The sequence below is a fragment of the Pseudonocardia sp. C8 genome (assembly GCF_014267175.1).
Lineage (GTDB): Bacteria > Actinomycetota > Actinomycetes > Mycobacteriales > Pseudonocardiaceae > Pseudonocardia.
The window spans coordinates 3,186,198-3,211,436 of record NZ_JACMTR010000002.1 but is presented as its reverse complement, the minus strand read 5'-3'; the positions used below and the strand labels follow the sequence as shown (position 1 = coordinate 3,211,436).

Annotated in this window: 24 protein-coding genes; 18 read left to right on the top strand and 6 right to left on the bottom strand. The window is 75.3% G+C overall.

Features of this window, described 5'->3' with window-relative positions; all coding sequences use genetic code 11:
* Nucleotides 1–90: 90 nt before the first annotated feature.
* From H7X46_RS15450 to H7X46_RS15425, 6 genes are all read left to right on the top strand, one after another.
* Nucleotides 91–1,584 carry an NCS1 family nucleobase:cation symporter-1 gene (locus tag H7X46_RS15450; protein ID WP_186360070.1) on the top strand — a complete coding sequence of 498 codons (1,494 nt, stop codon included), beginning with the start codon at nt 91–93 and terminating at the stop codon, nt 1,582–1,584.
* Nucleotides 1,585–1,601: 17 nt separating this feature from the next.
* The gene (locus H7X46_RS15445; protein ID WP_370588790.1) at nt 1,602–2,399 is read left to right on the top strand and encodes an aspartate/glutamate racemase family protein; all 798 of its coding nucleotides are present in this window, start codon (nt 1,602–1,604) and stop codon (nt 2,397–2,399) included.
* Between the two features lie 10 nt (nt 2,400–2,409).
* On the top strand, nt 2,410–3,219 hold the full coding sequence (locus tag H7X46_RS15440; protein ID WP_186360069.1) for an IclR family transcriptional regulator: 810 nt from the start codon (nt 2,410–2,412) through the stop codon (nt 3,217–3,219).
* A gap of 81 nt (nt 3,220–3,300) precedes the next feature.
* Complete coding sequence (locus tag H7X46_RS15435; protein WP_186360068.1) at nt 3,301–4,518, top strand: sensor histidine kinase; 1,218 nt, start codon at nt 3,301–3,303, stop codon at nt 4,516–4,518.
* Nucleotides 4,515–5,174, top strand: a complete 660-nt coding sequence (locus H7X46_RS15430) for a response regulator transcription factor (RefSeq protein ID WP_186360067.1) — start codon at nt 4,515–4,517, stop codon at nt 5,172–5,174. Before H7X46_RS15435 ends, H7X46_RS15430 begins: the two co-directional genes overlap by 4 nt.
* Nucleotides 5,175–5,318: 144 nt before the next feature.
* Nucleotides 5,319–7,277: a solute carrier family 23 protein gene (locus H7X46_RS15425; protein WP_186360066.1), complete on the top strand. Its 1,959-nt coding sequence runs from the start codon at nt 5,319–5,321 to the stop codon at nt 7,275–7,277.
* Nucleotides 7,278–7,298: 21 nt separating this feature from the next.
* Here H7X46_RS15425 and H7X46_RS15420 read toward each other — a convergent pair whose 3' ends face one another.
* Nucleotides 7,299–8,849, bottom strand: a complete 1,551-nt coding sequence (locus H7X46_RS15420) for a PucR family transcriptional regulator ligand-binding domain-containing protein (protein WP_186360065.1) — start codon at nt 8,847–8,849, stop codon at nt 7,299–7,301.
* 93 nt (nt 8,850–8,942) lie between these two features.
* On the opposite strand from H7X46_RS15420, the gene H7X46_RS15415 reads away from it, so the two are divergent.
* The 5 genes from H7X46_RS15415 (at nt 8,943) to H7X46_RS15395 (ending at nt 15,168) form a co-directional block, all read left to right on the top strand.
* Nucleotides 8,943–9,824, top strand: a complete 882-nt coding sequence (locus H7X46_RS15415; RefSeq protein WP_186360064.1) for a xanthine dehydrogenase family protein subunit M — start codon at nt 8,943–8,945, stop codon at nt 9,822–9,824.
* On the top strand, nt 9,824–10,345 hold the full coding sequence (locus tag H7X46_RS15410) for a (2Fe-2S)-binding protein (RefSeq protein ID WP_186360063.1): 522 nt from the start codon (nt 9,824–9,826) through the stop codon (nt 10,343–10,345). The genes H7X46_RS15415 and H7X46_RS15410 overlap by 1 nt, the downstream gene beginning before the upstream one ends.
* Nucleotides 10,345–11,688: an 8-oxoguanine deaminase gene (locus tag H7X46_RS15405; protein WP_186362692.1), complete on the top strand. Its 1,344-nt coding sequence runs from the start codon at nt 10,345–10,347 to the stop codon at nt 11,686–11,688. The genes H7X46_RS15410 and H7X46_RS15405 overlap by 1 nt, the downstream gene beginning before the upstream one ends.
* On the top strand, nt 11,685–14,015 hold the full coding sequence (pucD, locus tag H7X46_RS15400; RefSeq protein ID WP_186360062.1) for a xanthine dehydrogenase subunit D: 2,331 nt from the start codon (nt 11,685–11,687) through the stop codon (nt 14,013–14,015). The genes H7X46_RS15405 and pucD overlap by 4 nt, the downstream gene beginning before the upstream one ends.
* Nucleotides 14,016–14,100: 85 nt before the next feature.
* Entirely contained in the window at nt 14,101–15,168 is a 1,068-nt protein-coding gene (locus H7X46_RS15395) for a zinc-binding dehydrogenase (protein WP_186360061.1), read from the top strand.
* 20 nt (nt 15,169–15,188) lie between these two features.
* Here the strand turns inward: H7X46_RS15395 and H7X46_RS15390 are convergent, their stop codons facing one another.
* Nucleotides 15,189–15,923, bottom strand: coding sequence for a GntR family transcriptional regulator (locus H7X46_RS15390; protein WP_186360060.1), 735 nt, complete (start codon nt 15,921–15,923; stop codon nt 15,189–15,191).
* Nucleotides 15,924–16,045: 122 nt separating this feature from the next.
* Here H7X46_RS15390 and H7X46_RS15385 point away from each other — a divergent pair, with 122 nt between their 5' ends.
* Genes H7X46_RS15385 through H7X46_RS15360 form a run of 6 tightly spaced genes read left to right on the top strand, consistent with a single transcriptional unit; the run spans nt 16,046 to nt 21,570 of the window.
* Nucleotides 16,046–17,197, top strand: coding sequence for a TIGR03364 family FAD-dependent oxidoreductase (locus H7X46_RS15385; protein ID WP_370588789.1), 1,152 nt, complete (start codon nt 16,046–16,048; stop codon nt 17,195–17,197).
* Nucleotides 17,197–18,105 (top strand): phosphate/phosphite/phosphonate ABC transporter substrate-binding protein, encoded by a 909-nt coding sequence (locus tag H7X46_RS15380; RefSeq protein ID WP_186360059.1) that lies wholly within the window; start codon nt 17,197–17,199, stop codon nt 18,103–18,105. Before H7X46_RS15385 ends, H7X46_RS15380 begins: the two co-directional genes overlap by 1 nt.
* Nucleotides 18,105–18,821, top strand: coding sequence for a phosphonate ABC transporter ATP-binding protein (locus tag H7X46_RS15375; RefSeq protein WP_186360058.1), 717 nt, complete (start codon nt 18,105–18,107; stop codon nt 18,819–18,821). Before H7X46_RS15380 ends, H7X46_RS15375 begins: the two co-directional genes overlap by 1 nt.
* Nucleotides 18,818–19,648, top strand: a complete 831-nt coding sequence (gene phnE, locus H7X46_RS15370) for a phosphonate ABC transporter, permease protein PhnE (RefSeq protein ID WP_186360057.1) — start codon at nt 18,818–18,820, stop codon at nt 19,646–19,648. The genes H7X46_RS15375 and phnE overlap by 4 nt, the downstream gene beginning before the upstream one ends.
* A complete protein-coding gene (locus H7X46_RS15365) occupies nt 19,645–20,307 on the top strand; it encodes a phosphonatase-like hydrolase (RefSeq protein ID WP_186360056.1) in 663 nt (220 codons plus the stop codon). Before phnE ends, H7X46_RS15365 begins: the two co-directional genes overlap by 4 nt.
* A 27-nt stretch (nt 20,308–20,334) precedes the next feature.
* The gene (locus H7X46_RS15360) at nt 20,335–21,570 is read left to right on the top strand and encodes an APC family permease (RefSeq protein ID WP_370588788.1); all 1,236 of its coding nucleotides are present in this window, start codon (nt 20,335–20,337) and stop codon (nt 21,568–21,570) included.
* On the opposite strand, the gene mdlC is transcribed toward H7X46_RS15360, so the two are convergent.
* Both mdlC and H7X46_RS15350 read right to left on the bottom strand, forming a co-directional pair.
* Nucleotides 21,548–23,137, bottom strand: a complete 1,590-nt coding sequence (mdlC, locus tag H7X46_RS15355; RefSeq protein WP_186360055.1) for a benzoylformate decarboxylase — start codon at nt 23,135–23,137, stop codon at nt 21,548–21,550. The two genes, H7X46_RS15360 and mdlC, sit on opposite strands and share 23 nt — an antisense overlap.
* 30 nt (nt 23,138–23,167) lie before the next feature.
* Complete coding sequence (locus H7X46_RS15350) at nt 23,168–23,803, bottom strand: PadR family transcriptional regulator (protein ID WP_186360054.1); 636 nt, start codon at nt 23,801–23,803, stop codon at nt 23,168–23,170.
* Between the two features lie 79 nt (nt 23,804–23,882).
* Here H7X46_RS15350 and H7X46_RS15345 point away from each other — a divergent pair, with 79 nt between their 5' ends.
* On the top strand, nt 23,883–24,092 hold the full coding sequence (locus H7X46_RS15345; RefSeq protein WP_186360053.1) for a hypothetical protein: 210 nt from the start codon (nt 23,883–23,885) through the stop codon (nt 24,090–24,092).
* Between the two features lie 4 nt (nt 24,093–24,096).
* Here the strand turns inward: H7X46_RS15345 and H7X46_RS15340 are convergent, their stop codons facing one another.
* Nucleotides 24,097–24,381: a muconolactone Delta-isomerase family protein gene (locus H7X46_RS15340; protein WP_186360052.1), complete on the bottom strand. Its 285-nt coding sequence runs from the start codon at nt 24,379–24,381 to the stop codon at nt 24,097–24,099.
* Complete coding sequence (gene catA, locus H7X46_RS15335) at nt 24,381–25,229, bottom strand: catechol 1,2-dioxygenase (RefSeq protein ID WP_186360051.1); 849 nt, start codon at nt 25,227–25,229, stop codon at nt 24,381–24,383. The genes H7X46_RS15340 and catA overlap by 1 nt, the downstream gene beginning before the upstream one ends.
* Nucleotides 25,230–25,239 lie beyond the last annotated feature (10 nt).

Sequence of the window (25,239 nt, the reverse complement as noted above, 5' to 3'; positions counted from 1 at the left end):
CCCTTGACGGGTGCCCGGCCACAGCCTTAGCGTAATTCCACCAGCCAACAAAATAATTCCGCATTGCGGAACCAGTGAGAGGTGGGCCCGATGACGCGCCCCGACACGACCCGGCCGGACCGGCAGGACGGTACCGGCGACCTCAGCCCGCACCTGTACAACACCGACCTCGCCCCGACCACCGTCGAGGGCCGGTCGTGGAAGGCGTACAACATCTTCACGCTGTGGGCGGTCGACGTGCACAGCCTCGGCAACTACGGGTTCGCGCTCGGGCTGTTCGCGCTGGGCCTGGGCGCCTGGCAGATCCTCGTGTCGCTGGGCATCGGGGCGCTGCTGCTGTTCGTGCTCCTCACGGTCGCCGGGTACATGGGCTACCGGACCGGCCTGCCGTTCCCGGTGATGAGCCGGATCTCGTTCGGGGTCCGGGGCGCGCAGCTGCCGGCGCTGGTCCGCGGCGTGGTCGCGATCGCCTGGTTCGGCATCCAGACCTACCTGGCGACCCAGGTGCTCACCGTGATGGTGCTGGCCGTGGTGCCCGCCGCCGAGTCCCTCGAACAGGTGTCGTTCCTCGGCCTGTCCGTGCTCGGCTGGATCTGCTTCCTGGCGCTCTGGGTGATCCAGGTCGGCATCCTGCTCTACGGCATGGACGGCATCCGCCGCTACGAGGCGTTCGCCGGCCCGGTCGTGCTGGTCACCCTGGCCGGGCTCGCCGGCTGGATGCTGTGGCAGACCGGCGGGGACATCGCGCTGTCGGTGCCCGAGCCGCTGACCGGCGGGACGATGTGGGTGCAGATCCTGGCCGGCGCGTCGCTCTGGACGGCGATCTACGGCACGTTCGTCCTCAACTTCTGCGACTTCACCCGGAACTCGACCAGCCCGTCGGCGATCCGGAACGGCAGCTTCTGGGGGATCCTGCCGAACACCCTGTTCTTCGGCGTCGTCGCGGTCGTGCTGGCCGGGGGCCAGTTCCGGATCGACGGCCAGGTCATCTCCAGCCCCAGCGACGTCGTCAACACCATCCCGAACACCCCGCTGCTGCTGGTCGCGTCGGCCGCGCTGCTCGTGCTGACGGTCGCGGTGAACCTGATGGCCAACTTCGTGGCCCCCTGCTACGCGCTGTCCAACCTGCTGCCCAAGCTCCTGGACTTCCGCCGGGCCGGCATCGTCAGCGCGGTGATCGGGCTGGTCATCCTGCCGTGGAACCTCTACGACAACCCGACGGTCATCGTCTACTTCCTCGGCGTGCTCGGCGCGCTGCTGGGCCCGCTGTTCGGGATCGTCATGGCCGACTACTGGCTGGTGCGCCGCGGCCGGATCGACGTCCCGGCGCTGTACACCGAGCGTCCGGACGGCGCCTACCACTACCGGGGCGGGATCAACGTCCGCGCGGTCGCGGTGTTCGTGCCGTCCGCGATCGTCGCCGTCGCGGCCGGGTTCGTCCCCGCGATGGAGCCGATCGCCCCGTTCTCCTGGTTCCTGGGCGCCGCGATCGGTGCAGTGCTCACCGTCCTGGTCGCGCCCCGGGGCACGACCTACCGCGCGGTGTCCGGTGAGGGCATCGCCGTCCGGTCCGCCGGGCACTGATCCGAAAGGCCGCCGGAGTGCGCATCCTCGTCGTCAATGTCAACACCACCGAGTCCGTCACCGAGGCGATCGCCGAGTCGGCGCGCGCGGTCGCCGCTCCCGGCACCGAGATCGTCGGGCTCACGCCCCGGTTCGGCGCCGAGTCGGTCGAGGGGAACCTGGAGAGCTACCTGGCCGCGGTCGGCGTCGCGGACGCCGTCGCCCGCTACGACGGCCCGTTCGACGCGGTGATCCAGGCCGGCTACGGCGAGCACGGCCGCGAGGGCCTGCAGGAGATGCTCGACGTGCCCGTCGTCGACATCACCGAGGCCGCCGCGACCACCGCGCTGTACCTCGGGCACCGCTACTCGGTGGTGACCACGCTGGACCGGACGGTGCCGCTCATCGAGGACCGGCTGCTGCTGGCCGGGCTGGACCGCCGCTGCGCGTCGGTGCGGGCGTCCGGCCTGGCGGTGCTGGAGCTCGAGCAGGACCCGGCGCGTGCCGTCGCCGCGATCGTCGACCAGGCCGAGCGCGCGGTCGCCGACGACCACGCCGAGGTGATCTGCCTCGGCTGCGGCGGCATGGCGGGCCTGGACGCCCGGGTCCGCGACGCGACGGGCGTTCCGGTCGTGGACGGGGTCCGGGCCGCGGTCACGATCGCGGAGTCGATGGTGCGGCTCGGCCTGGGCACGTCGAAGGTACGGACCTACGCCACCCCCCGCACCAAGAAGATCACCGGCTTCCCGCTGCAGGGACTGGGGTCGTACGAGATTTCCGCCGTCGAACCGGATCCGGCGGCGCGCGAGGCCGCACGGCCGGCCGAGAACGTCTAGAATTTCCGTCATGCGGAAATCTGATACCGGGCTCGACGCTGCCGGCGGTGGCGTCGTCCCGGCTCGTTCCGGGACCGTGCAGGCCGTCGAGCGGGCCGTCGACCTGCTCGAGGCGATGGCCGACGCGGGCGGCACGGTCAGCCTGTCGCACCTCGCGGCGACGTCCGGGCTGCCGCTGCCGACGATCCACCGGCTGGTCCGCACCCTGGCCGGCCGCGGCTACGTCCGGCAGCAGTCCTCCCGGGAGTACGCGCTGGGGCCCCGGCTGGTGCGCCTCGGGGACGCCGCGGGGCGGCTGGTCGGGATCTGGGCCCAGCCCCGGCTCACCGAGCTGGTCGACGACCTCGGCGAGAGCGCCAACCTGGCCATGCTCGAGGGCAACCAGGTCGTCTACGTCGCCCAGGAGCCGGGCCGGCACTCGATGCGGATGTTCACCGAGGTCGGGCGCCGGGTCTCGCCGCACTGCACGGCGGTCGGCAAGGCCCTGCTCGCCCGGATGCCGGCCGATCGGGTGCGGGAGATCCTGCGGCACACCGACTTCGTCGCCCACACCGACAACACGATCACCTCGATCGAGGCCTTCGACGCCGCGCTGGAGCAGGTGCGTGCCACCGGCTACGCGATCGACGAGGGCGAGCAGGAGCTCGGGGTGCGGTGCGTCGCGGTGGCGCTGGAGGGCCCGCTGCCCGCCGCCGTCTCGATCTCCGGGCCGACCACCCGGATGACCGACGAGCTCATCGACTCCGCCGTGCCGAAGCTGCGGGCCGCCGCCGAGGCGCTGGTGGACGAGCTGGCCCGGCAGGACGCGGCCTCCGCCTGAGCCGGCTACGCCCGCGGACGTACGCCGACGGCCGCTTCCCGACCGGCGCGGGCGACCCGGGCGAGCGGCGATACTGGGACCATGTCCGCGGTCGGGACCCCATCCGGAAGGGCCGGTGCGGCGACCGGTGGGCGCGTGCGCGCGGACCGGGCCGCCCGCGCCCGGCATCGGGTGCGGCAGTGGGCCCGGAAGGGGTGGGCGGACGCGGCCTTCGTGGCCGCGCTGACCCTGCTGTCGCTCGTGTCCCTGCCGGCGCAGGACCTGATGAGCACCGTCGATCGCGAGACCGACGCGGTGGCGGTCGTGCTGGTGCTGCTCGCGGGCGGCGCCACCGCGCTCCGCGCCCGACGGCCGCTCACGGCCGCAGCCGCAGCCGGTGCCCTGGTCGGGGCCTACCTCGCCGCCGGCTACCCGTACGGCCCGCTGTTCGGGTTCGTCGTGCTGACCCTGTACACCGCCGCCCGGCAGCAGCCGCTGGCCCGCTCCGCGCCGCTGGCCGCTGCGGTGTACCTGATGCTGGCCGTCCACCTGTGGACCAACGACGCCGCGCTGGACGGGCCGGCCGGGCTGCTGCCCCTGCTGGCCTGGGTCGCGATCCCGTCCACCGTCGGTGCCGCCCGCCGTCTCGTGGTCGCCGCGCACGCCCGCGAGCGCCGCGCCACCGAGCAGCGCCTGGTCGACGCCGAGCGGTTGCGGCTGTCCCAGGAGGTGCACGACGTGGTCGGGCACGGGCTGGCCGCGATCCAGATGCAGGCCGACATCACGCTGCACCTGTCCCGGCCGCGTCCCGAGCAGACCCGGGCCGCCCTGGAGGCGATCAGCCACGCCAGCCGGTCCGCCCTCGAGGAGCTGCGCACCACGCTCGCCGCGATCCCCCGCGAGGACCCCGGCCGCGACCGGGCGGCGCCCACCCCCGGGCTCGCGCGGGCCGGGGAGCTCTGCCGCCGGGTCGAGGACGCCGGGATCACGGTCCGCCTCGACGTCGAGGGCGACCCCCGGCCCCTGCCGCCCGCCGCCGACGTGGCGGCCTACCGGGTGCTGCAGGAGTCCCTGACCAACGTCATCAAGCACTCCGCGCACCAGCACGCCGACGTGCGGATCGCCCACACCGCCGCCGCGGTGACCGTCGAGGTCACCAACCAGAACCTCGGCCCGCCCCCGGTCGACGGCATCGGGATCACCGGCATGCGCCGCCGGGTCACGCAGCTGGGCGGCACGTTCCGCGCCGGTCCCGGCCCGCGCGCCCACTCGTTCCAGGTCCGCGCCACGCTTCCCCGCACCCCGGAGACCTCGCCGTGACCACGCCGATCTCGGTCCTGCTCGTCGACGACCAGGACCTCGTCCGGATGGGCCTGCGCACGCTGTTCGGCAGCGAGGACGGCTACACGGTCGCGGGGGAGGCCGCCGACGGCCTGGCGGCGGTCGAGCAGGCCGCCGCGACCCGCCCCGACGTCGTGCTCATGGACATCCGCATGCCCGGGATCGACGGCCTCGAGGCGACCCGCCGGATCGCCGCCGACCCCGATCTCGACGGCGTCCGGGTGATCGTCCTGACCACCTTCGAGCGGGACGAGTACGTGTTCGACGCGCTGCGGCACGGGGCCAGCGGGTTCCTGCTCAAGAACACCCCACCCGCCGAGCTGCTCGCCGCAGTGCGCACCGTGGCCGAGGGCGCCGCACTGCTGTCCCCCACCGTCACCCGCACCCTCATCCGCGAGTTCGTCGAGGTCACACCGCGGCGCCCGACCCCGCATCCCCGCCTCGGCGATCTCACCGCCCGCGAACGCGAGATCGTCGCGCTGGTCGCGCAGGGCCTCACCAACCACGAGATCGCCGAACGGCTCGTGGTCAGCCCGGCCACCGCACGCACCCACGTCAGCCGGGCCATGACCAAGCTCGGTGCCCGCGACCGCGCCCAGCTGGTCGTGTTCGCCTACCAGTCCGGGCTCGCCTGAGGGTGTCCGGTCGACTGTGGGATCGCACGAAACCCGGCGGTCGGGACCGCCGGTGTTCGTGGGCCGCGCCCGTGCCGGGCGCGGTGGTCCCCGGCGCATCGTGATGCAGGTCGCACTCCGTCCGTCTCCGGAACGAGGCTCCCGATGACATCACGGTCTCCACTGCCGTCACTGCGCCTACCACGCCGCCGGTCCACCGCGCCGGTCCATCCCGTCGACGCCGTCCCGCCACCGGGCCGGCTCGCCGTGTACGGCATGCAGCACGTGCTCGCGTTCTACGCCGGCGCCGTCGTCGTCCCGATCCTGCTCGCGAGCGCGATCGGCCTGGACGAGCGCCAGCTGATCCACCTGATCAACGCGGACCTGTTCACCTGCGGGATCGCCTCGATCGTCCAGTCGGTCGGGCTGGGGCGCAGGATCGGCGTCCGGCTGCCGCTGCTGCAGGGCGTCACGTTCACCGCGGTCTCTCCGATGATCGCGATCGGGCTGGCCGCCGGCGGCGGCACCGAGGGCCTGACCACGATCTACGGCGCCGTCATCGTGGCCGGGCTGGTCACCTTCTTCGCCGCGCCCTACGTCGCGCGGCTGCTGCGGTTCTTCCCGCCGGTCGTCACCGGCACGGTGATCACCGTGATCGGGCTGGCGCTGCTGCCGGTGGCCGCCACCGACGCCGTCGGCGGCGCCGAGGCGCCCGACCCCGGCAACCCGCTGTACCTGGCGCTCGCGCTGGGGACCCTCACCGTGATCGTGCTGATCCAGCGGATCTTCCGCGGCTTCCTCGCCACCGTGGCCGTGCTCGCCGGGCTGGTGCTCGGCACGCTGGCCGCGGCCCCGTTCGGGCTGGTCGACCTGCACGGGGTGGCGGAGTCGGACTGGGTCGGCGTCACGACCCCGTTCCACTTCGGCTGGCCGCAGTTCTCGCTCGCCGCGATCCTCTCGATGATCGTCGTCATGATGATCACCGCCGTGGAGACGACCGGTGACGTCATCGCCACCGGTGAGATCGTGGGGAAGCGGGTCGGGTCCGACGACGTCGCCCGCGCCCTGCGTGCCGACGGTGCCGCCACGACCCTGGGCGGTGTCCTCAACTCCTTCCCCTACACCTGCTTCGCCGAGAACGTCGGCCTGGTGCGGCTGACCCGGGTCTCCAGCCGCTGGGTGGTCGCGGCGGCCGGTGTGTTCATGCTCCTCATCGGCCTGGTGCCGAAGGCGGGCGCGCTGGTGGCGGCGGTGCCGCACCCGGTGCTCGGCGGGGCGGCGCTGGCCATGTTCGCGACCGTCGCGGTCGTCGGGATCCAGACCCTGTCCAAGGTGGACTTCACCGACCACCGCAACGTCGTGGTCGCCGGCTCGGGGATCGGCGTCGCCCTGTTCGTCACGGTCGAGCCGGACGTCGCGCAGGCCCTCCCGCAGTGGGCGCAGATCGTGCTCGGCTCGGGGATCACCGCGGGCAGCGTCGTCGCGATCGGGCTCAACCTGCTGTTCTTCCACACCGGCCGTCGGCGGACCGCACGGTCCCGGCCGGCCGCGGTGCCCGCGGAGCGGGCCGCGACGCTGGACCGCGCCGAGTTCACCGACGTGTTCGGACGGCTCTTCGAGGGCCCGACCCCGGTGCCGGCCCGGGTGCACGCCCGCGGCCCGTTCGACACCCCGGCGGCGCTGCGGGCGGCGTTCCAGGAGGAGCTGTTCGCCGCGCCGGTGGAGGAGCAGCGGGAGCTGATGGCGCACTACCCGGACCTGGGCGGTCTCGTGACCGGACCGGACGCGGCCGGCGACCGGGCGGCAGCGCCGGACCGGGACGGGCCGGGCCGGGACGTGGCGGGCGATTCCGTCGCGCCGGGTGTGCTGGCCGTGCGGCGGGACCGGGCCGGGCTCGCGCTGCTCGACGGCGACGACCGGGCCGAGCTGGCCGGGCTGGCCGCGGAGTACCGGGAGCGGTTCGGCTTCCCGCTGATCGTGTGCCTGCGGGACGCGGGGGACCGGGCCGCGCTGCTCGCGACCGCGCGGCGCCGGCTCGGCCACCCGCCCGCGCAGGAGCACGCCGCCGCGCTGGTCGAGATCGCCAAGGTGGCCGGGCACCGCTTCGACGATCTCGTGCGCTGACCGGCCGGGCGGGGCCGGGCCTCACCGAGACCGCAACGCCAGGTACAGGTCGACGCGGTCGGGGAACGAGCCCAGGTCCCGCCCGGTCAGCGCCTCGACCCGCCCGATCCGGTACCGCACCGTGTTCACGTGCAGGTGCAGGCGGGCGGCGGTGCGGCTCCACGACCCCGATTCGTCGAGGAACGTGGCGAGGGTGTCGGCGAGCCCGGCCCCGGACCGCGCGTCGTGGTCGAGGACCGGGCCCAGCACCTGCGCGGCGAACCCGCGGCGCACCTCGTCGGGCACCCCCGCCAGCAGCGCCACGTGCGAGGTGATCTCCCCGGCCCGGACCGCGGCCACCGGGCCGGGCCGGTGCGCGGCCAGCTCGGCCGCGTGCCCGGCCTCGCCGAGCGCCCCGGAGAGCGCGTCCGCCGACGACGGGTGCCCGACACCGGCACACAGCCGCCGCCCGGCCAGGCCGGGCCCCAGCCGGTGGAGCCGGTCGAGCACGCCGGCCACCGGGTCGGCCACGGGGCCGGCGTCCGGCGCCGCGTCCGCGCCGGGCACGGCCAGCACGGCGACGGCGGCTCCGCCGTGCACCCCGACGGCGGCCGGGCCGGCGCCTGCCAGGGCATCCACCAGCAGGGCGTACGCGGTGCCCGCCGGGTCGGCGTCGTCGTCGGCCCGCAGGACGAGCACCACCAGCGTGCCGTCCGGTTCCACCCCGGCCTGCCGCAGCCGGGCCCGCGTCTCCGGCCGGTCCCCCTCCCCACCCGCGATCCGGGCGAGCGCGTCGTCGGCGATCGACCGGGCCACCGCGGTGCCCTCACGGCGGCGGGAGCGGTCGAGCGCGGCGATGGCGGCGAGCTCCCCGACGGCGTCGACGGCCTCGGTGTCGGCCTCGCGCCCCGGCGGGAGCTCCGCCGCGACCAGCCAGCTGGTGGTCCGCGCGGTCCCCGGCGCGGCCGGGACGACGAGGTGGCGGGCCGCGGTCACCGGTAGCCGTTCGGCGGTGAGGAACGCGGCGACCACGGCGTCCCGGTCGTCGGCGGGCAGCGGCGGGCCGGCCAGCAGCGCGCCACCGGCCGTCAGCACCCGGCAGGTCAGGCCGGTCCCGGCCGACACCGAACCGGCGAGGTCGGTGAGATCGGCGCCCTCGGCGAACGCGGCGAGCAGCCGCCGGTGCCGGCCCAGGGTGTGGGCGAGCCGGTCCCCGCGGGCCGCGGACAGCGCGCCGACGACGGTCTCGGTGACCGCCCCGAACGAGACGTGCTCCGGGACGGCGATCAGCACCAGGCCGTACCGGCGGCAGGCGTCGACGACGTCGTCGGGCACGTCCCCGAACACGGCCTCCCCTGCGGCCAGCGCGGCCGCCCCGGCCGCGGCGACCGCGGCCACGAACCGCTCGCTGTCGGCCGCGCTCCGGCGCCACACGAGCCCGGAGATGACCAGCTCGCCACCCCCCAGGTAGCGCGACGGATCCGGCAGGTCGGTGGTGTAGACCCAGCGCACCGAGCGGTCCAGGTCGGCCGCCGTCCCGTGCAGCACGCGCAGCCCGAGCTCACGGCGGGCCACCAGCTCGGACAGCAGCATTGGAGGAACATACAACGGGCGCGGGTGAGCGGGAGCACGTTTTGTCCGCGCGGCGGCTTCTGGCCGTGGCCGGGACGCGGTTGCATTCTCGGCATGGACTTCCACGTACCGACGAGCTGGGACCAGGCCCTGGCGGTGAAGGCCGGGCACCCGGACGCGGTCCCGGTCGCCGGGGGCACCGACGTGATGGTCGAGCTGAACTTCGACCGCCGCCGCCCGCCCGCCCTGCTCGACCTGACCCGGGTGCCCGAACTCGCCGCCGTCGACCGGGTCGACGGCCGGATCCGGCTGGGCGCCGGCGTCCCGTACACCCGGATGATCACCGAGCTGGGCGCGGAGCTGCCCGGGCTGGCGATGGCCGCCCGCACCGTCGGCTCCCCGCAGATCCGCAACCGGGGCACCGCGGGTGGCAACCTGGGGTCGGCGTCGCCGGCCGGGGACTGCCACCCGCCGCTGCTCGCCTCCGGTGCCGAGGTCGAGATCGCCTCGGTCCGCGGGGTGCGCCGGGTGCCGGTCGCCGAGTTCTTCACCGGGCCCAAGCGCTCGGTGCTGGAGCCGGACGAGCTGATCGCGGCCGTGCACGTCGCCCCGGCGACCGGGCCGCAGCAGTTCGCCAAGATCGGTCCGCGGAACGCCATGGTGATCGCGGTGACCGCGTTCGCGCTGGCCCTGCACCCCGAACGGGGCCGGGTCGGCACCGGGATCGGCTCCGCGGCGCCCACCCCGCGCCGGGCGCTCGACGCCGAGGACTTCCTGTCCGGCGAGCTGTCCGCGGCGGGGCTGTGGGAGTCCCGCGCGCCGCTGCCCGAGTCGCTCGTCACCGAGTTCGGGAACCGGGTCCGGGCCGCCGCCTCCCCGATCGACGACGTCCGCGGCAGCGCCGACTACCGCCGGCACGTGCTGGCCGTGCTCGCCCGCCGCACCCTGACCTGGGCCTGGGAGGCCCACCGCAGCACCGAGAAGAGGGCCGCCTGATGCGCATCGAGCTCACCGTGAACGGCACCTCCCGTGACGCCGACGACGTCTGGCCGGGGGAGAGCCTGCTGTACCTGCTGCGCGAGCGGCTCGGGCTGCCCGGCTCGAAGAACGCCTGCGAGCAGGGCGAGTGCGGCTCCTGCACCGTCTACCTGGACGGGACGCCCGTCTGCTCCTGCCTGGTCGCGGCCGGTCAGGCGGCGGGGCGCGAGGTCACGACCGTGGAGGGGATCGGCAGCGGAGCCGGCGAGGACCGCGAGCTCGATCCCGTCCAGCGGGCGTTCGTCGAGAACGGTGCCGTGCAGTGCGGGTTCTGCACCCCGGGGCTCATCGTGAGCACGCACGACCTGCTCGAGCGGAACCCCCGCCCCACCGACCCGGAGATCCGGGAGGCGCTGGCCGGGAACCTGTGCCGGTGCACGGGCTACGAGAAGATCCTGGATGCCGTGCGGAGCGCCGGCGAAGCACGCCTCGACACCGTGCGGAGCACGTCCGCCGAGCGCACCGGGGGTTCCCGGTGATCGTCATCGAGGGCGCGCACGTCGTCACCGTCTCCGGGCAGGAGCACCCGGGCGGGCACGTCGTGATCGACGGGGACCGGATCGCCGCGGTCGGGCCCGGCCCGGCCCCGCGCCCCGACGGCGAGCACCGGGTCGTCGACGGCCGCGGCTGCCTGCTCACCCCCGGCCTGGTCAACACCCACCACCACCTGTACCAGTGGGTCACCCGCGGCCTGGCCGTGGACGCGACCCTGTTCGAGTGGCTGCGCACGCTCTACCCGGTCTGGGCCGGGATCGACGAGCGCGCGGTGCACGCCGGCGCGACCGGCGCGCTCGCCCACCTGGCCCGGTCCGGCGTCACCACCTCCACCGACCACCACTACGTCTTCCCGCGCGAGGGCGGCGACCTGCTCGGCGCGCTGATCAAGGCGGCCGGCGACGTGGGCGTGCGGTTCCACCCGACCCGCGGCTCGATGGACCTCGGGCGCAGCGCCGGCGGGCTGCCGCCCGACCACGTCGTCGAGGACGTCGACGCGATCCTGGCCGCCTCCGCCGAGGCCGTCGCACGCTGGCACGACCCGTCGCCGGGGGCGATGGTGCGGATCGCGCTCGCGCCGTGCTCGCCGTTCACGGTGACGGGGGAGCTTATGCGGTCGTCGGCCGAGCTGGCCCGGGAGCTGGGCGTGCGGATGCACACCCACCTGGCCGAGACCCGCGACGAGGAGGACTTCTGCCGCGAGCGCTTCGGCTGCACCCCGACCGAGTACGTCGCCGACCTGGGCTGGACCGGCCCGGACGTGTGGTTCGCCCACACCGTGCACCTCGACGACGACGCGGTGCACACGATCGGCGCGTCGGGCACCGGCGTCGCGCACTGCCCCACCTCGAACGGCCGGCTGGGTGCCGGGATCGCCCGGGTCCGGGACCTGCGTGCCGCCGGGGCGGTCGTCGGGCTCGGGGTCGACGGGGCGGCGTCCAACGAGTCGTCGGTGATGCTCGACGAGGTCCGCAACTCGTTGCTGTTCGCCCGGGCCGTCGGCGGGCCCACCGCGCTCGGCATCCGGGACGCCCTGGAGATGGGGACCCTCGGCGGTGCCCGGGTGCTCGGGCGCGACGACGAGATCGGCTCGATCGAGCCCGGCAAGCTGGCCGACCTCGCGCTGTGGCGGATCGACGGGCTCGCGCACGTCGACGTCGCCGACCCGGTCGCGGCGCTCGTCCTCGGCTCGCCGCCGCCGCTGGAGCTGTCGCTGGTCGGCGGCCGGCCGGTCGTCGAGCACGACCGGGTGCTGACCGTGGACACCGAGACCGTCGCCGCCGAGTGCGCGGCGGTGCACCGCGACCTGCTGGGAAAGGCGTCATGACCACCACCGAACCGCGCACCACCACCACGGGCGGGGACCGCACCTCGGCCACCAGCGGCCGGATCGGCGACAGCCCGCTCCGCCCGGACGGCACGCTCAAGGTCACCGGCGAGTTCGCCTACTCGTCGGACCTCTGGCACGAGGACATGTGCTGGGGGGTGACCCTGCGCAGCCCGCACCCGCACGCCCGGATCGTCTCGATCGACACCACCGCGGCGCTGGCCCGGCCGGGCGTGTTCGCGGTGCTCACCGCCGCCGACGTGCCGGGGGTGAACCGCACCGGCCTGGAGCACGCCGACCAGCCGGCGCTGGCCGAGGACGTCGTGCGGTACCAGGGCGAGCCGGTGGCCCTGGTCGCCGCCGAGCACCCGGAGACCGCCCGCCGGGCCGCCGCGGAGATCGCCGTCGAGTACGAGGTGCTGCCCGCGCTCACCGATCCGGGCCGCGCGCTCGATCCGGACGCGCCGCTGCTGCACCCGTCCCACCCCACCGGCAACCTCGTCCGCGAGATACCGGTCCGGCGCGGCGGGCCGATCCCCGACGCGCCGGTCGTCGTGTCCTGCGAGTTCGAGGTCGGCATGCAGGACCAGGCGTTCCTCGGCCCGGAGTCCGGGCTGGCCGTGCCGGACGGTGAGGGCGGCGTCGACCTCTACGTGGCGACCCAGTGGCTGCACACCGACCAGCAGCAGGTGCAGCGGGTGCTGGGCATCGGACCGGAGGCGGCCCGGCTGCACCTGGCCGGGGTCGGCGGCGCGTTCGGCGGCCGCGAGGACCTCTCGATGCACGTGCACGCCTGCCTGCTGGCGCTGCGCACCGGCAAGCCGGTGAAGATGAGCTACTCGCGCGAGGAGTCCTTCTTCGGGCACGTGCACCGGCATCCGGCCCGGCTGCGGTACGAGTTCGGCGCGGACACCGACGGCACCCTGCGCTACGGGAAGGCCGAGATCCTCTTCGACGGCGGCGCCTACGCGTCGTCCACCGGGGCCGTCGTCGGCAACGGCGGCACGCTCGGGCTGGGCCCCTACCGGTTCCCGGTCGTCGACATGGTCGCCCGCGGTGTGTACACGAACAACCCGCCGTGCGGGGCGATGCGCGGCTTCGGCTGCGTGCAGGCCGCGTTCGCCCACGAGTACCTGATGGACGCCCTCGCCGAGCGGGTCGGCGCCGACCCGGTCGAGCTGCGTGCCCGCAACGGGATGCGCGAGGGCGACCCGAACATCACCGGGCAGACGATCGACTCCGCGGCACCGGTGGCCGAGCTGATCCAGCGGGTCCGGGACATGCCGCTGCCCGGGGAACGGGGCACCGACCTGCTGGAGCTGCCCGGCGGGGTGGGGAACACCACGCACGGCGAGGGCGTCCGGCGCGGGATCGGCTACTCGGTCACCTACAAGAACGTCGGCTTCTCCGAGGGCTTCGACGACTACTCCACGGCCCGGGTCCGGCTGTCGGTCACCGGCGGCGAGCCGGTGGCCTCGGTGCACACCGCGGCCGCCGAGGTCGGCCAGGGCCTGGTCTCGGTGCAGGCGCAGATCGCCCGTACCGAGCTCGGCGTGACCCGGGTGGTGATCGAGCCGGCCGACACCTCGGTCGGGTCGGCGGGCTCGACGTCGGCGTCGCGGCAGACCTACGTCACCGGTGGTGCGGTGCGGGCGGCCTGCGAGCTGGTCCGGGCCCGGGTGCTGGAGCGGGCCGCCGCCACGCTCGGCGTGCCCGCGGCGTCACTGCGGCTGGACGGTGACAAGGTCGTCGGGGCCGGTGGCGAGGTGCTCGCCGGGCTGGTCGAGGTGCTGGGCGACGGCGCGGTCGAGGAGACCACCGAGTGGCGGCACCGGCCGACGTTCGAGCCGGACCCGGAGACCGGCCAGGGCGACGCGCACGTGCAGTACGCGTTCTCCGCCCACCGCGCCGTGGTCGACGTCGACGTCGACCTGGGCCTGGTCAAGGTGATCGCGCTGGACACCGCGCAGGACGTCGGGAAGGCGATCAACCCGGACGCCGTGCTCGGGCAGATCCAGGGCGGGTCGGTGCAGGGAATGGGGCTGGCCCTGATGGAGGAGGTGCTGGTCACCGACGGGCAGGTGCGCAACCCGTCGTTCACCGACTACCTCATCCCGACCGTGCTGGACACGCCGCCGATGCGGATCGAGGTGCTGGAGTACCCGGACCCGCACGCCCCGTACGGGGTCCGCGGGGTCGGCGAGCCGCCGACCATCTCCAGCGGGCCCGCGGTGGCGGCGGCGATCCGGGCGGCGACCGGCAAGGACCTGCGCCGGGTGCCGATCCGGCCCGAGCACATCGTCTCTGACCGGGGCGCCGTCTCCTGACCGGGGCGCTCACCGTGCGCGGCGTTCACCAGCTTGTCGATACAAGTTGGTGGACGCCGCTACCGGCCGCTGCGACCCTGCCGGCATGACGGTCACCGCGCCCACCGCCCGCTACGCACGCTGGGACGGGGTCGGTGCGCCGTTCCGTATCGTCTCCACCCCGCTCCCGGAGCGCCCCGGGCCCGGTGAGGTGCTGGTCGCGGTCGACCTCGCCACGGTCTGCGGATCGGACCTGCACACCACCCGGGGCCGGCGGCCGTCGCCGGCCCCGGGGGTGCTCGGTCACGAGCAGGTCGGCCGGGTCGTGGCGGTGGGTGAGGTCCCGGACGGCCCGCGGCACGGGGACGGCAGCCCGGTCCGGGCCGGCGACCGGATCGTCTGGTCGGTCGCCGCGTCCTGCGGGACGTGCCGGCGCTGCCGCCGCGGCATCCCGCAGAAGTGCACCGGCCTGGTCAAGTACGGCCACCAGCCGCTCGACGAGGCGCACCCGCTGACCGGGGGGTTCGCCAGCCATTGCGTGCTCGCCCCGGGGACGGCCACCGCGGTCGTCCCGGACGCGGTCCCGGACGGTGTCGCCGCCCCCGCGTCCTGCGCGACCGCCACCGTCGCGGCCGTGCTCGACGCCGCCGGGCCGGTCGGTCCCGGCGACCGGGTGCTGGTCACCGGGGCCGGGATGCTCGGGGTGACCGCGGTCGCGATGGCCGCCCGGGCGGGCGCCGAGGTCGTCGTCGCCGACCCGCACGCCGACCGCCGGGCGCGGGCGCTGCGCTTCGGGGCGACGGCGGCGGTCGAGTCCCCGGGCACCCGGGCCTTCGACGTGGCGCTGGAGCTGTCCGGGGCGGCGCCGGCCGTGCGGACCTGCCTGGACGGGCTGGACGTCGGCGGCACCGCGGTGCTCGCCGGTTCGGTGACACCGGGGCCGCCGGTCGACCTCGACCCGGAAGGCCTGGTCCGCGGCCTGCACACGGTCGTCGGCGTGCACAACTACGCACCCCGGCACCTCGCCGCGGCGGTCGGGTTCCTCGCCGCCGAGCACGCCCGGTTCCCGTTCGCCGACCTCGTCGGCGGCCCCTGGGCGCTCGACGACCTCGACGCCGCCTTCGCCGCCGCCGGCACGCCCGGGGCGGCACCCCGCCAGGCCGTGCGTCCCTGAGCCCCGGCCCGGGCCGCCGGTCACTCCCGGGTGAACGCGCCCCGGCCGCTGCGGGTGTTCGTGATCGTCACCGTGGCGACGTCCGGGCGGTACCGGTCCTCGGACCATTCCAGCACCTCGCCGGCGCCGTTCCAGGTCAGCCGCCGTTCCCGCAACAGCGGGTGCCCGAGCGCGACGCCCAGCAGCTCGGCGTCGAGCCGGTCGGCGGCGACCGCGTCGAAGGTGTGCCGGGCGGTGTGCAGGTCGACGCCGTGCTCGGTGAGCAACGCGTAGATCGAGCCGGCGTTGAGGTCGGCCTCCAGCAGCGGGCGGCCCACCTTCTCGACGAAGGTCATCCGCTCGAGCATCGCCGGCCGGTCGTCGAGCAGCCGCAGCCGGATCAGCTGGACGGCGTAGTCGCCGGGCTCCAGGTGCAGGGCCGCGCTGGTCCCGGCGTCGGGGGTGCGCAGCGCGATCTCGTGCAGCCGCTGACCGGGCACGTGCCCGGTCAGCTCGGCCCGCCGGGTGAACGACAGGAACGACTCGAACGGCTGCGCCGGCACGTCGTCGAGCACCACCGGCCGCCTGCCCTGCCCGCCGCCGATCAGCCCCTCGTCCCGCAGGGCGGCCAGTGCCTGGCGCACCGGCCCCCGTGAGGTCGCGAACTCCCGGCACAGGTCCGCCTCGGACGGCAGCATCTCGCCGACGCCGATGGCGCCGGAACGGATCCGGGAGCGCAGCTCGTCGGCGAGTGTGCGGTGCAACGGAGTGGCCACAGAGCTGACTGTACAAGCGACAGGGTGGCTTGCGCGTCACCCAGAAAGACTGCAGGTGAACAAGCTCTGACTTGTATCTACAAGCCTTGTCCGGGGGTTCCGACGCTGCCACTGTCACTCTCGTGACCCGCACGAGTGATGTCGTGATCGTCGGGGCCGGCGTCGTCGGCCTCGCCCATGCCGTGGAGGCCGTCGACCGCGGCCTGTCCGTGACCGTCCTGGACCGCGACGAGCGCGCCGTCGGCGCCTCGGTGCGGAACTTCGGCCACGGCTGCCTGACCGCGCAGACCGGCGAGGCCCTCGAGTACGCCCACCGTGGCCGCGACACCTGGCTGCGGCTCGGGAAGGAGGCCGGGTTCGGGGTCGCCGAGTGCGGCACCGTCGTCGTGGCCCGCTCGGCCGAGGAGCGGGCGGCGCTCGACGAGCTGGCCGCCACGCGCGGCGACGACGTCGTGCTCCTCGACCCGGCGCAGGTCACCGACCGGATCCCGGTCGCGCCGGACGGGCTGCACGGCGGCGCGTTCCTGCCCCGCGACCTGCGGGTCGAGCAGCGGCGGGCGGTCGGTGCGATCGCCGCGTGGCTCGACGGCCGGCTGGGTGCCGAGGTCCGTTTCGGCTGCCCGGTCCTCGGGATCGACGGATCCGGGGCGACCGGCGCGACCGGCGACGGGCCGGTCACGGTCCGCACCGGGCGCGGCGACGTCCGCGCCCGGCACGTGATCGTCTGCGTCGGCCACGACCTGGACCGGCTGTTCCCGGCCCTGGCCGACGAGGCCGGCCTGCGCCGCTGCGTCCTGCAGATGCTGCAGGTCCGCACGAGCACACCGGTCGACGTCGGGCCGGCGGTGCTCACCGGCAGCTCGATGCTGCGCTACCCGGCCCTCGCCGCGACCGAGGGCGCCCGTGCGCTGCGCGCGCGCTGGCGCAGCGAACGGCCGGAGCTGCTCGACGCCGTCGTCAACCACATGCTCACCCAGCTGCCCGGCGGCGACCTCGTCGTCGGGGACACCCACGCCTACGACCGCACCCCCGACCCCTGGTCGCACGAACGGCTCGACGACCTGCTCCTCGCCGAGACCCGGGCCCTGCTTGGGACCGGGCTGCAGGTCACCCGCCGCTGGCAGGGCGTCTACGCCGACGCCCCCGGCGAGTTCCTGATCCGCCCCGCCGGGCCGGCGACGACGGCCGTGACCGTCACCTCCGGCATCGGCATGACCACCGCCTTCGGCCTCGCCCCGGCCGTCCTCGACACGCTCACCACCAAGGAGTCCTGATGCGTCCCCGACACGCCGCCGGCCTGCTCCTCGCGGCCGCCCTCACCCTCACCGCCTGCAGCGGGCCGTCCGCCGGCGGCGCCGCCGACTCGCCCACCTGCCCGGACGGGAAGATCCGGATGGGCGTCGAGCCCTTCGAGGACCCGGCCAAGCTCGTCCCGGCCGCCAACGTCCTCGGTGACGCCCTGGAACGCCGGCTGAACTGCCCGGTCGAGGTCCAGGTCACCGAGGACTACTCGGCCGAGGTCCTCGCCATGGACAACGACGAGCTGGAGCTGGGCATCTTCGGCCCGCTCGGCTACGTCTTCGCCCAGCAGCGCGCCGGCGCCGAGGCCGTCGCCTCGTTCGGCACCGCCGACGGGAAGCTGTCCACGTACACGGCGGGGATCTGGGTCCCGAAGGACTCCGACATCACCTCCGTCGCCCAGCTGCGCGGCCGCAGCCTGGCCCTCGGCTCGGTCGGGTCGACCTCCGGCGACGCGCTGCCCCGCCAGGCCCTGGTCGACGCGGGCGTGCGGCAGGAGGACGTCCGCATCGACTACGCCGGCGGCCACCCGGAGGCCCTGCTGGCGCTGACCAACGGCAAGGTCGACGCCGCCGAGATCAACACCCAGCAGCTGGAGTCCGCGAAGAAGTCCGGGACCTTCGACCCGGCGAGGTTCCGGCAGATCTGGCGCTCCGCGCCGATCCCGAACGACCCGGTCACGGTGCGCGGCAACCTCGATCCCGAGTTCAAGGCCGCCGTCTCGGACGCCCTGCTGAACCTGGACCCGCAGGCGGTCGGCGAGGTCGGCGCGCTGCTCGACGTCTCCCCGCCCGGCAAGCTCGTCCCGGTCACCCACGACACCTACCGGCCGCTGGTCGAGCTCGCCCAGAAGCTCGGGCTGACCGAGAAGGACGTGGAGTAATGCTGCAGGTGAGGGGTGCGCGGGTCCGCTACGGCGACCGCGAGGTCCTGCACGGGGTCGACGTCGACGTCGCGGCGGGCGAGCTGCTCGCCGTGCTCGGCGCCAACGGCTCCGGCAAGTCCACCTTGCTCCGGGCCGCCGCCGGGCTGACCGCGGCCGACGGCGAGGTGCTCGTCGACGGTGCCCGGCGCGGCCGCCTCGACGTGGCCCTGGTCTTCCAGAAGATCCACCTCGTGCCGCGGCGCACCGTGCTGGACAACGTGTGCGCCGGCGCGCTGGGCCGGCTGCCGCTGCGGTCGTCGCTGGTCCCGGCGCTGTTCCCGCGTGCGGTCCGGGAGGAGGCCGTGGCCTGCCTGGACCGGGTCGGGCTCGCCGACCGGGCGCACGACCGGGCCGGGTCGCTGTCCGGCGGCCAGCAGCAGCGGGTCGCGGTGGCCCGGGCGCTGTGCCAGCGGGCCCGGGTGGTGCTCGCCGACGAGCCGGTCTCCGCGCTGGACCCGGCGGCCGCCGAGCAGGTCCTCGGCCTGCTCGCCGAGCTGGCGCACACCGAGCACCTGGCCGTGCTCGCCGTGCTGCACCAGCCGGCGCTGGCCGCCCGGCACGCCGACCGGCTCGTCGGGCTGCGCGACGGATCCGTCGTCCTCGACGGGCCGCCGGAGACCGACGTCAGCGCCCTGTACCCGTCCGGGGCGCGCGAACTGGAGCCCACGTCATGACCGTCACCGACGACGAGGTCCGCCGCCTCCCGGTTCCCGCCCGGCCGCGCAGGCCGCACACGCTCGCCCTGGCCGGGGTGATCATCGGCGTGCTGGTCGTCGTGCACGTGATCGCCTGGCGCACCACCGAGATGTCGTTCGGCGCGTTGATCGACGGGGCCGACGGCATGGCCGAGTTCCTGTCCGAGGCGATCCCGCCCGACCTGGGCTGGGACGTGCTCGGGCCGAGCATGGAGGCCGCGCTCGTCACGCTCTGGATCGGCCTGCTCGGCACCACGCTGTCGATCCCGTTCGCGCTGCTGCTCGCACTGGCCGCGGCGCGGGGTACCGCGCCGGGCGCGGTCGTCTACCAGCTCGCCCGGGGTCTGCTGTCGTTCCTGCGGGCCGTCCCGGACGTCGTGTTCGCGCTGATCTTCGTGACCGCGGTCGGGCTCGGCCCGTTCCCCGGCGTGCTCGCGCTGGTGTTCCACAACGTCGGCGTCATGGGCAAGCTGTGGGCCGAGACGATCGAGGACGCCGACCCGGGCCCGCCCACGGCGCTGCGCTCGGCCGGGGCCGGGCGGTTGCAGGTCGCGGCGCACGCGCTGCTGCCGTCGGTGACCCCGCAGCTGGCCGGGCTGCTGATGTACCGGTTCGACGTCAACGTCCGCTCGTCGCTGGTGCTCGGCCTGGTCGGCGCCGGCGGCATCGGGTTCCTCATCAACCAGTCGATCCAGCTGTTCCGGTTCGACGAGATGCTGACCCACATCCTCGTCGTCCTCGTGCTGGTCGTCGCCGTCGACCAGCTGTCCGCGCTGGTCCGCCGCCGCCTCGGGAGTGAAGCATGATCGAACTGGCCGTCCTGGACATCGCCGGGACCACCGTCGACGAGGGCGGTGCCGTCTACCGGGTGCTGGCCGAGGTCGTGACCGAGGCCGGCCACCCGCCGGCCGACACCGAGCTGCGGCGCTGGATGGGCGCCGACAAGCGGGAGGCGCTCGCCGCGCTGACCGGGCGCGCGCAGGTCGAGGACCTGCACGAGACGTTCGTCGCCCGGCTCGCCGAGGCCTACGCCGCGACCCCGCCGCAGCCGCTGCCCGGGGTGCCCGCGGCACTGGCCGCGCTGCGCTCCGCGGGCACGTCGGTCGTGCTCACCACCGGGTTCGACCGGCAGGTCACCGACCCGCTGCTGGCCGCGCTTCCGGCCGCGTTCACCGGCGAGCTCGACGCCGTGGTGTGCGCCCACGACGTCGGTGCCGGCCGCCCGGACCCGGCGATGATCCACCGGGCGATGGAGCTGGCGCACGTGGCGGACCCGGCCCGGGTGCTCACCGCGGGCGACACCGTGCTCGACGTGCAGGCCGGGCGCAACGCCGGGGCCGGCCGGGTCGTCGGGGTGCTCACCGGGGCGCAGACCCGGGAGGAGCTGGCCGTGGCCGGACCGACCGACGTCGTCGGCGGGGTGGCGGACCTGCCGGCGCTGCTCGGGATCCCCGTCCCGGCGTGACCGGGAGGCGTGCGGGAGGCTGACCCGGTGACCGGATCACCGTCGCTGTCCCGCCGCCTCGGCCTCACCGACGCCGTCGTCGTCGGGCTGGGCTCGATGCTCGGCGCCGGGGTGTTCGCCGTCCTCGGCCCGGCCGCCGCGGCCGCCGGGACGGCCGTGCTGCCGGCGCTGCTGGTGGCCGCGGCGGTCGCGACGGCGAACGCGATGTCCTCGGCGTGGCTCGCCGCCCGCCACCCGCAGTCCGGCGGCGCCTACGTCTACGGGCGCCGCCGGCTGGGGGAGGTGTGGGGGTTCGTCGCGGGCTGGGCGTTCGTCACCGGCAAGACGGCGTCGTGCGCGGCGATGGCGCTGACCCTGGGCTCCTACGCCTGGCCGGAGCACGCCCGGGCGGTCGCCGCCGCCGCGGTCGTCGCCGTGGTCGCGGTGAACCTGCGGGGAGTGACCCGGACCGCGGCCGCCACCCGCGTGCTGGTCGCGCTCACGCTGGCGGTGCTGGCCGCCGTCGTGGTGTCCGCGCTGTCCCGGCCGGCCGTCGCGTCGGCGTGGACCGGCTGGGGCGGCGCCGGCGTCCTCGGGATCCTGCAGGCCGCCGGCCTGCTGTTCTTCGCGTTCGCCGGGTACGCGCGGATCGCGACGCTCGGCGAGGAGGTCCGCGACCCGGCCCGCACCATCCCGCGGGCGATCCCGCTCGCGCTGGGGCTGGTGCTGGGCGTCTACGCGGTGGTGGCGGTGGCCGCGCTGACGGCGGCCGGTCCCGCGGCGCTGGCCGCCTCGCCCGCCCCGCTGGCCACGGCCGCCGGGCCCGGCTTCGCCCCGCTCGTCCGGGCGGGCGGGGCCGTCGCCTCGGCCGGGGTGCTGCTCGCGCTGGTCGCCGGGGTCGGGCGCACCGTGCTCGCGATGGCCCGGGACCGCGAGCTGCCCGGCGCGCTCGCCGCCGTCCATCCGCGGTACGCGGTGCCGCACCGGGCGGAGCTCGCGGTCGGGGCGGTCGTGCTCGTGCTGGTGCTGACGGCCGCGCCGGTCACCGCGATCGGGCTGTCCGGGTTCGCGGTGCTGCTGTACTACGCGGTCGCGAACGCCGCGGCGCTCACCCTGCACCGGGACCGGCCGTGGCGGCGGGCGCTGTCGGCGGGCGGGCTGGTGGGGTGCCTGGCGCTGGCCGTGCTGCTCCCGCCTGCCGCGGTGCTGGCCGGTGCGGTCGCGCTGGTCGTGGGCCTGCTCGGGCGGGCGGCGGTGCGGTTCACCCGGCACCGGGCGCGGTGACGACCTCCACCAGCCGCGGGCCGTCGGCGTCGAACGCCTCCTTCAGCGCGGTGGCCAGCGCGTCGGCGTCCCGGACCGGGACGGCGGGGACGCCGTAGCCCTCGGCGAGCGCGCAGAAGTCCACCCCGGGCACGTCCAGCCCGGGGGTCTCCCCGGTGCCGAGCAGCTCGGCGAACCCGCGCAGCGCGCCGTAGGTGCCGTTCTTGAGGATCACGAACACGACCGGCACCCGGTACCGGGCGGCCGTCCACAACGCCGTGATGCCGTAGTGCGCCGAACCGTCCCCGACCAGCGCGACGACCCGGCGCCCGTCGCCGTGCGCCAGCTGCGCCCCCACCGCGGCCGGGAGCCCGAACCCCAGCCCGCCCGATGCGGGGAACAGGTAGCTGCCCGGTTCGGCCAGGTCGGCCTGCGCCCAGTAGGCGTCCGCGGTCGAGGTCGACTCGACGACGTGCACCGCCCCGGCCGGCGCGGCCTCCCGGACCAGGGCGAAGAGCTGCTCGGGCAGGACGTGGCCGGTCGCCGACGGGGGCTCGGGGAACGGGGCCCGCGCCGGCTGCGGTGGGCGCGCCGCCGCCGGAACCCGCTCCGCGAGTGCTGCGAGTGCCGGTCCCACGGGCGCGACCCAGGCGTCGCCCATCGGGGCCCGGGCCGCCTCGGCCGGATCCGCGGTGAGGTGCAGCAGCCGGGCCCCGGCGGGCAGCAGGTCGCCGGGGAGGTACTGGTGGTAGCGGAACACCGGCGCCCCTGCCACGAGGACGGCGTCGTGCCCGGCCAGGCGCTGCGTCACGTCCCGCACCGAGGCCGGCAGCACCCCGCGGAACGCCGGGTGCCGGGTCGGGAACGGGCACCGCGACGCCGACGGCGCGATCCACACCGGGCACGCGAGCCGCTCGGCCAGCGCGACGGCGTGGGTGTTGGCCCGGTCGGCGTCGACCTGCGGGCCGAGCACGAGGACCGGGTTCTCCGCGCCCGCGAGCACGTCGGCGAGCGCGTCACGCTGCGCCGGGTCGAGCCCGGCCGCCGACACCGTCCGCCGGCCCACCACGTGGGCGGTGTCCGGGCCGGCCGGAGCCGACCAGTCGTCGTAGGGGATCGAGAGGTAGACCGGTCCGCGCGGTTCCAGCAGCGCGGTGTGCACCGCCTGGGACAGCGCGCGCGGCACGTCCTGCGGGTCGAGCGGCTCGTGCGACCACTTCACCAGCGGGCGCGGCAGCGCGGCGGCGTCCACGTTGGTCAGCATGACCTCCTGGCCGACCGTGGAGCGGACCTGCTGGCCGGCCGTGAGCACCAGCGGGGAGTGGGCGTACACGGCGTTGGTGAGCGCGCCCAGCGCGTTCCCCGTTCCGGACGCGGCGTGCAGGTTGACCAGGGCGGGTCCGCCGGTGGCCTGGGCGTATCCGTCGGCCATGCCCAGCACGGCGCCCTCGTGCAGGCCCAGGACGTACCGGGTGCCCTCGGGCATGGCGGCCAGGAACGGCAGCTCGTTCGATCCGGGGTTGCCGAACACGGTGTCGATCCCGTGCGCACCCAGCACCTGCCAGCCGGCCTCGCCGATCGTCGTCATCCGGTCACGTTAACCCGGGTGGCGGGTCGCTCACCCGTCCCGGACGGCCGGGTCGCGGTCGGCGATCACCTTCAGCGCCGCGGTGTCGACCGGCAGCCCGGACATGTCGTCGGGCCAGGAGCGGACGACCTCGCCCGCCCAGTCGGCCCACCGCTCGGTGGCGTCCGAGATCTCCGACAGGTAGCGGCCGACCAGGGTGTTCACCGGTAGCCGCTCCGGGAACGGGCCGCTGCCGCCCAGGTGCTCGCGGGCGATCGCGGCGTCGAGGACGGCCTGCTCCCGGGCCCAGGCCCGGATCGACGCGATGGTGGTGAGCAGGTCGCGGCGGCTGCCCTGGTCGGCGAGGAAGACCCGCAGGATCGGCTCCGACTCCAGCGCCGGGGCCGCGCCGGTCGTCGCCAGCCAGGCGGCGAGCGCGCGCCGGCCCTCGGGGGTGATCGAGTAGACGGTGCGCCGCCTGCGGCCCTGGTGCTGGGTCTCGGCGGTGGCGTAGCCGAGGGCCACGAGCTTGCGCGGTTCCTCGTAGAGCTTGCTCGCCGCGCGGGGCCAGAAGCGGGCCAGGCTGCGCCGGATCTGGTTGGTGAGCTCGTAGGTGCTCCACGGCTGCACCGCCAGCAGGCCCAGCGTCGCGTACGACGTGGTGGTCGGCGTCTGACCTCGAGGCATTTCGAGACCCTCCCATACTCCCCAGGGGAGTACTCCCCATGGGAGTATGTCACCGCACGGGGGAGAAGGGGGCGCGGCGATGCGTGAGGACGACGGGCCGGGCGTGAACGCGTTCGCGCTGGCCGGGCTGCTGCTGGCGGCCGTGCTGGCCGCCGCGGCGCTGCTGCTGGCGGTGGCTCCGGCGACGCCCGCCGGCGCCACCGGCCGGGTGGAGCAGGCCGGGATGTCGTCCGGGTGCGCCGGCGGGCCGGACGCCGTCCTGTTCGGGCTGGTCTGCGCCGAGGGCTAGCGCGTCAGGCCCGGATGTCCGACGGGTGCGTCGCCAGCGGCGTGACCTGGATCGTCATGTGCGGGAACAGCGGCAGCCCCCAGAGGATCTCGTGGAGCTGCTCGTTGTCCCGCACCTCGAAGATCGACAGGTTGGCGTACTCGCCGACGCAGCGCCAGATGCTGACCCACTCGCCGGAGCGCTGCCACTGCTGGGAGTAGGCCTTCTCCCGGGCGAGCAGGTCGGCCTTGGCGGCCGGGTCCATGTCGGCCGGGAGGTCGACCTCCATCCGGACGGCGAACCGGGCCATCAGGCCGGGTCCAGCGCGAAGTCGTAGGTGACCTCCTCACCGGTGCCGGACGCGGCCGGGACCGGGTCCAGGATCAGCTCCGGCTTGACGGCCTGGGCGACGTCGTCGGTGACGTAGTCGCCGCCGGCGAAGTAGAGCTGGGTGGTGATGAGCTGCCGGCCCGGCGCCGCGACCTTCAGGTGCAGGTGCGCCGGCCGCCAGGGGTGCCAGCCGGCCGCCTCGATCAGGGCGCCGCAGGCGCCGTCGTGCGGGATCATGTAGGGCGCCGGCTTGACCGTGTGGATCTTGAAGGTGCCGTCGTCGCCGGTCCGGCAGACCCCGCGCAGGTTCCACTCCGGGATGCCCGGGGCGAACTGGGAGTAGAACCCGGCGTCGTCGGCCTGCCAGAAGTCCACGGTGGCGCCGGCGAGCGGGTTGCCGTCCAGGTCGGTGACGGTGCCCTGGAACAGGAACGGGGTGCCGGGCTCGTCCTCGCGCATCGGCAGGGTGCCCTCGCCGGTGAACTCGGGGGCGCCGGGCACGTAGTAGGGGCCCTCGATCGTGCCGACGGCGCCCTTGCGGTCGGCGTTGGCGACCTCCTCGACGACGTGCTCGATCCACACGTCCAGGAACAGCGGCCACTCGCCGTCCTCGCCGACGCGGATCAGCCACGCCTTGAGCGCGTCGTACTCGGCGTAGGTGAGCCGGTGCCGGCGGATGACGTCGTGCATGGCGGACAGCACGTCGCGGGCGACGGCGTCGACCCGTGCCTGGTCGACGCCGGTGGCGCCGGTGCCCTGCTTCTTCCGGAACGTCTCGGTGGCGTTGCGGCCGGAGCCGGCGGCGGTGGCGGTCTCTGTGGTGCTCATGCTCTCTCTC

Bases quoted from the DNA above. Each gene is read 5' to 3' on its own strand.
- H7X46_RS15365 (WP_186360056.1), top strand. From the start codon at position 19,645: ATGATCGAACTGGCCGTCCTGGACATCGCCGGGACCACCGTCGACGAG.
- phnE (WP_186360057.1), top strand. From the start codon at position 18,818: ATGACCGTCACCGACGACGAGGTCCGCCGCCTCCCGGTTCCCGCCCGG.
- H7X46_RS15415 (WP_186360064.1), top strand. From the start codon at position 8,943: ATGGACTTCCACGTACCGACGAGCTGGGACCAGGCCCTGGCGGTGAAG.
- H7X46_RS15410 (WP_186360063.1), top strand. From the start codon at position 9,824: ATGCGCATCGAGCTCACCGTGAACGGCACCTCCCGTGACGCCGACGAC.
- mdlC (WP_186360055.1), bottom strand. From the start codon at position 23,137: ATGACGACGATCGGCGAGGCCGGCTGGCAGGTGCTGGGTGCGCACGGG.
- H7X46_RS15450 (WP_186360070.1), top strand. From the start codon at position 91: ATGACGCGCCCCGACACGACCCGGCCGGACCGGCAGGACGGTACCGGC.
- pucD (WP_186360062.1), top strand. From the start codon at position 11,685: ATGACCACCACCGAACCGCGCACCACCACCACGGGCGGGGACCGCACC.
- H7X46_RS15395 (WP_186360061.1), top strand. From the start codon at position 14,101: ATGACGGTCACCGCGCCCACCGCCCGCTACGCACGCTGGGACGGGGTC.
- catA (WP_186360051.1), bottom strand. From the start codon at position 25,229: ATGAGCACCACAGAGACCGCCACCGCCGCCGGCTCCGGCCGCAACGCC.
- H7X46_RS15345 (WP_186360053.1), top strand. From the start codon at position 23,883: ATGCGTGAGGACGACGGGCCGGGCGTGAACGCGTTCGCGCTGGCCGGG.
- H7X46_RS15350 (WP_186360054.1), bottom strand. From the start codon at position 23,803: ATGCCTCGAGGTCAGACGCCGACCACCACGTCGTACGCGACGCTGGGC.
- H7X46_RS15420 (WP_186360065.1), bottom strand. From the start codon at position 8,849: ATGCTGCTGTCCGAGCTGGTGGCCCGCCGTGAGCTCGGGCTGCGCGTG.
- H7X46_RS15425 (WP_186360066.1), top strand. From the start codon at position 5,319: ATGACATCACGGTCTCCACTGCCGTCACTGCGCCTACCACGCCGCCGG.
- H7X46_RS15435 (WP_186360068.1), top strand. From the start codon at position 3,301: ATGTCCGCGGTCGGGACCCCATCCGGAAGGGCCGGTGCGGCGACCGGT.
- H7X46_RS15375 (WP_186360058.1), top strand. From the start codon at position 18,105: ATGCTGCAGGTGAGGGGTGCGCGGGTCCGCTACGGCGACCGCGAGGTC.
- H7X46_RS15380 (WP_186360059.1), top strand. From the start codon at position 17,197: ATGCGTCCCCGACACGCCGCCGGCCTGCTCCTCGCGGCCGCCCTCACC.
- H7X46_RS15340 (WP_186360052.1), bottom strand. From the start codon at position 24,381: ATGGCCCGGTTCGCCGTCCGGATGGAGGTCGACCTCCCGGCCGACATG.
- H7X46_RS15440 (WP_186360069.1), top strand. From the start codon at position 2,410: ATGCGGAAATCTGATACCGGGCTCGACGCTGCCGGCGGTGGCGTCGTC.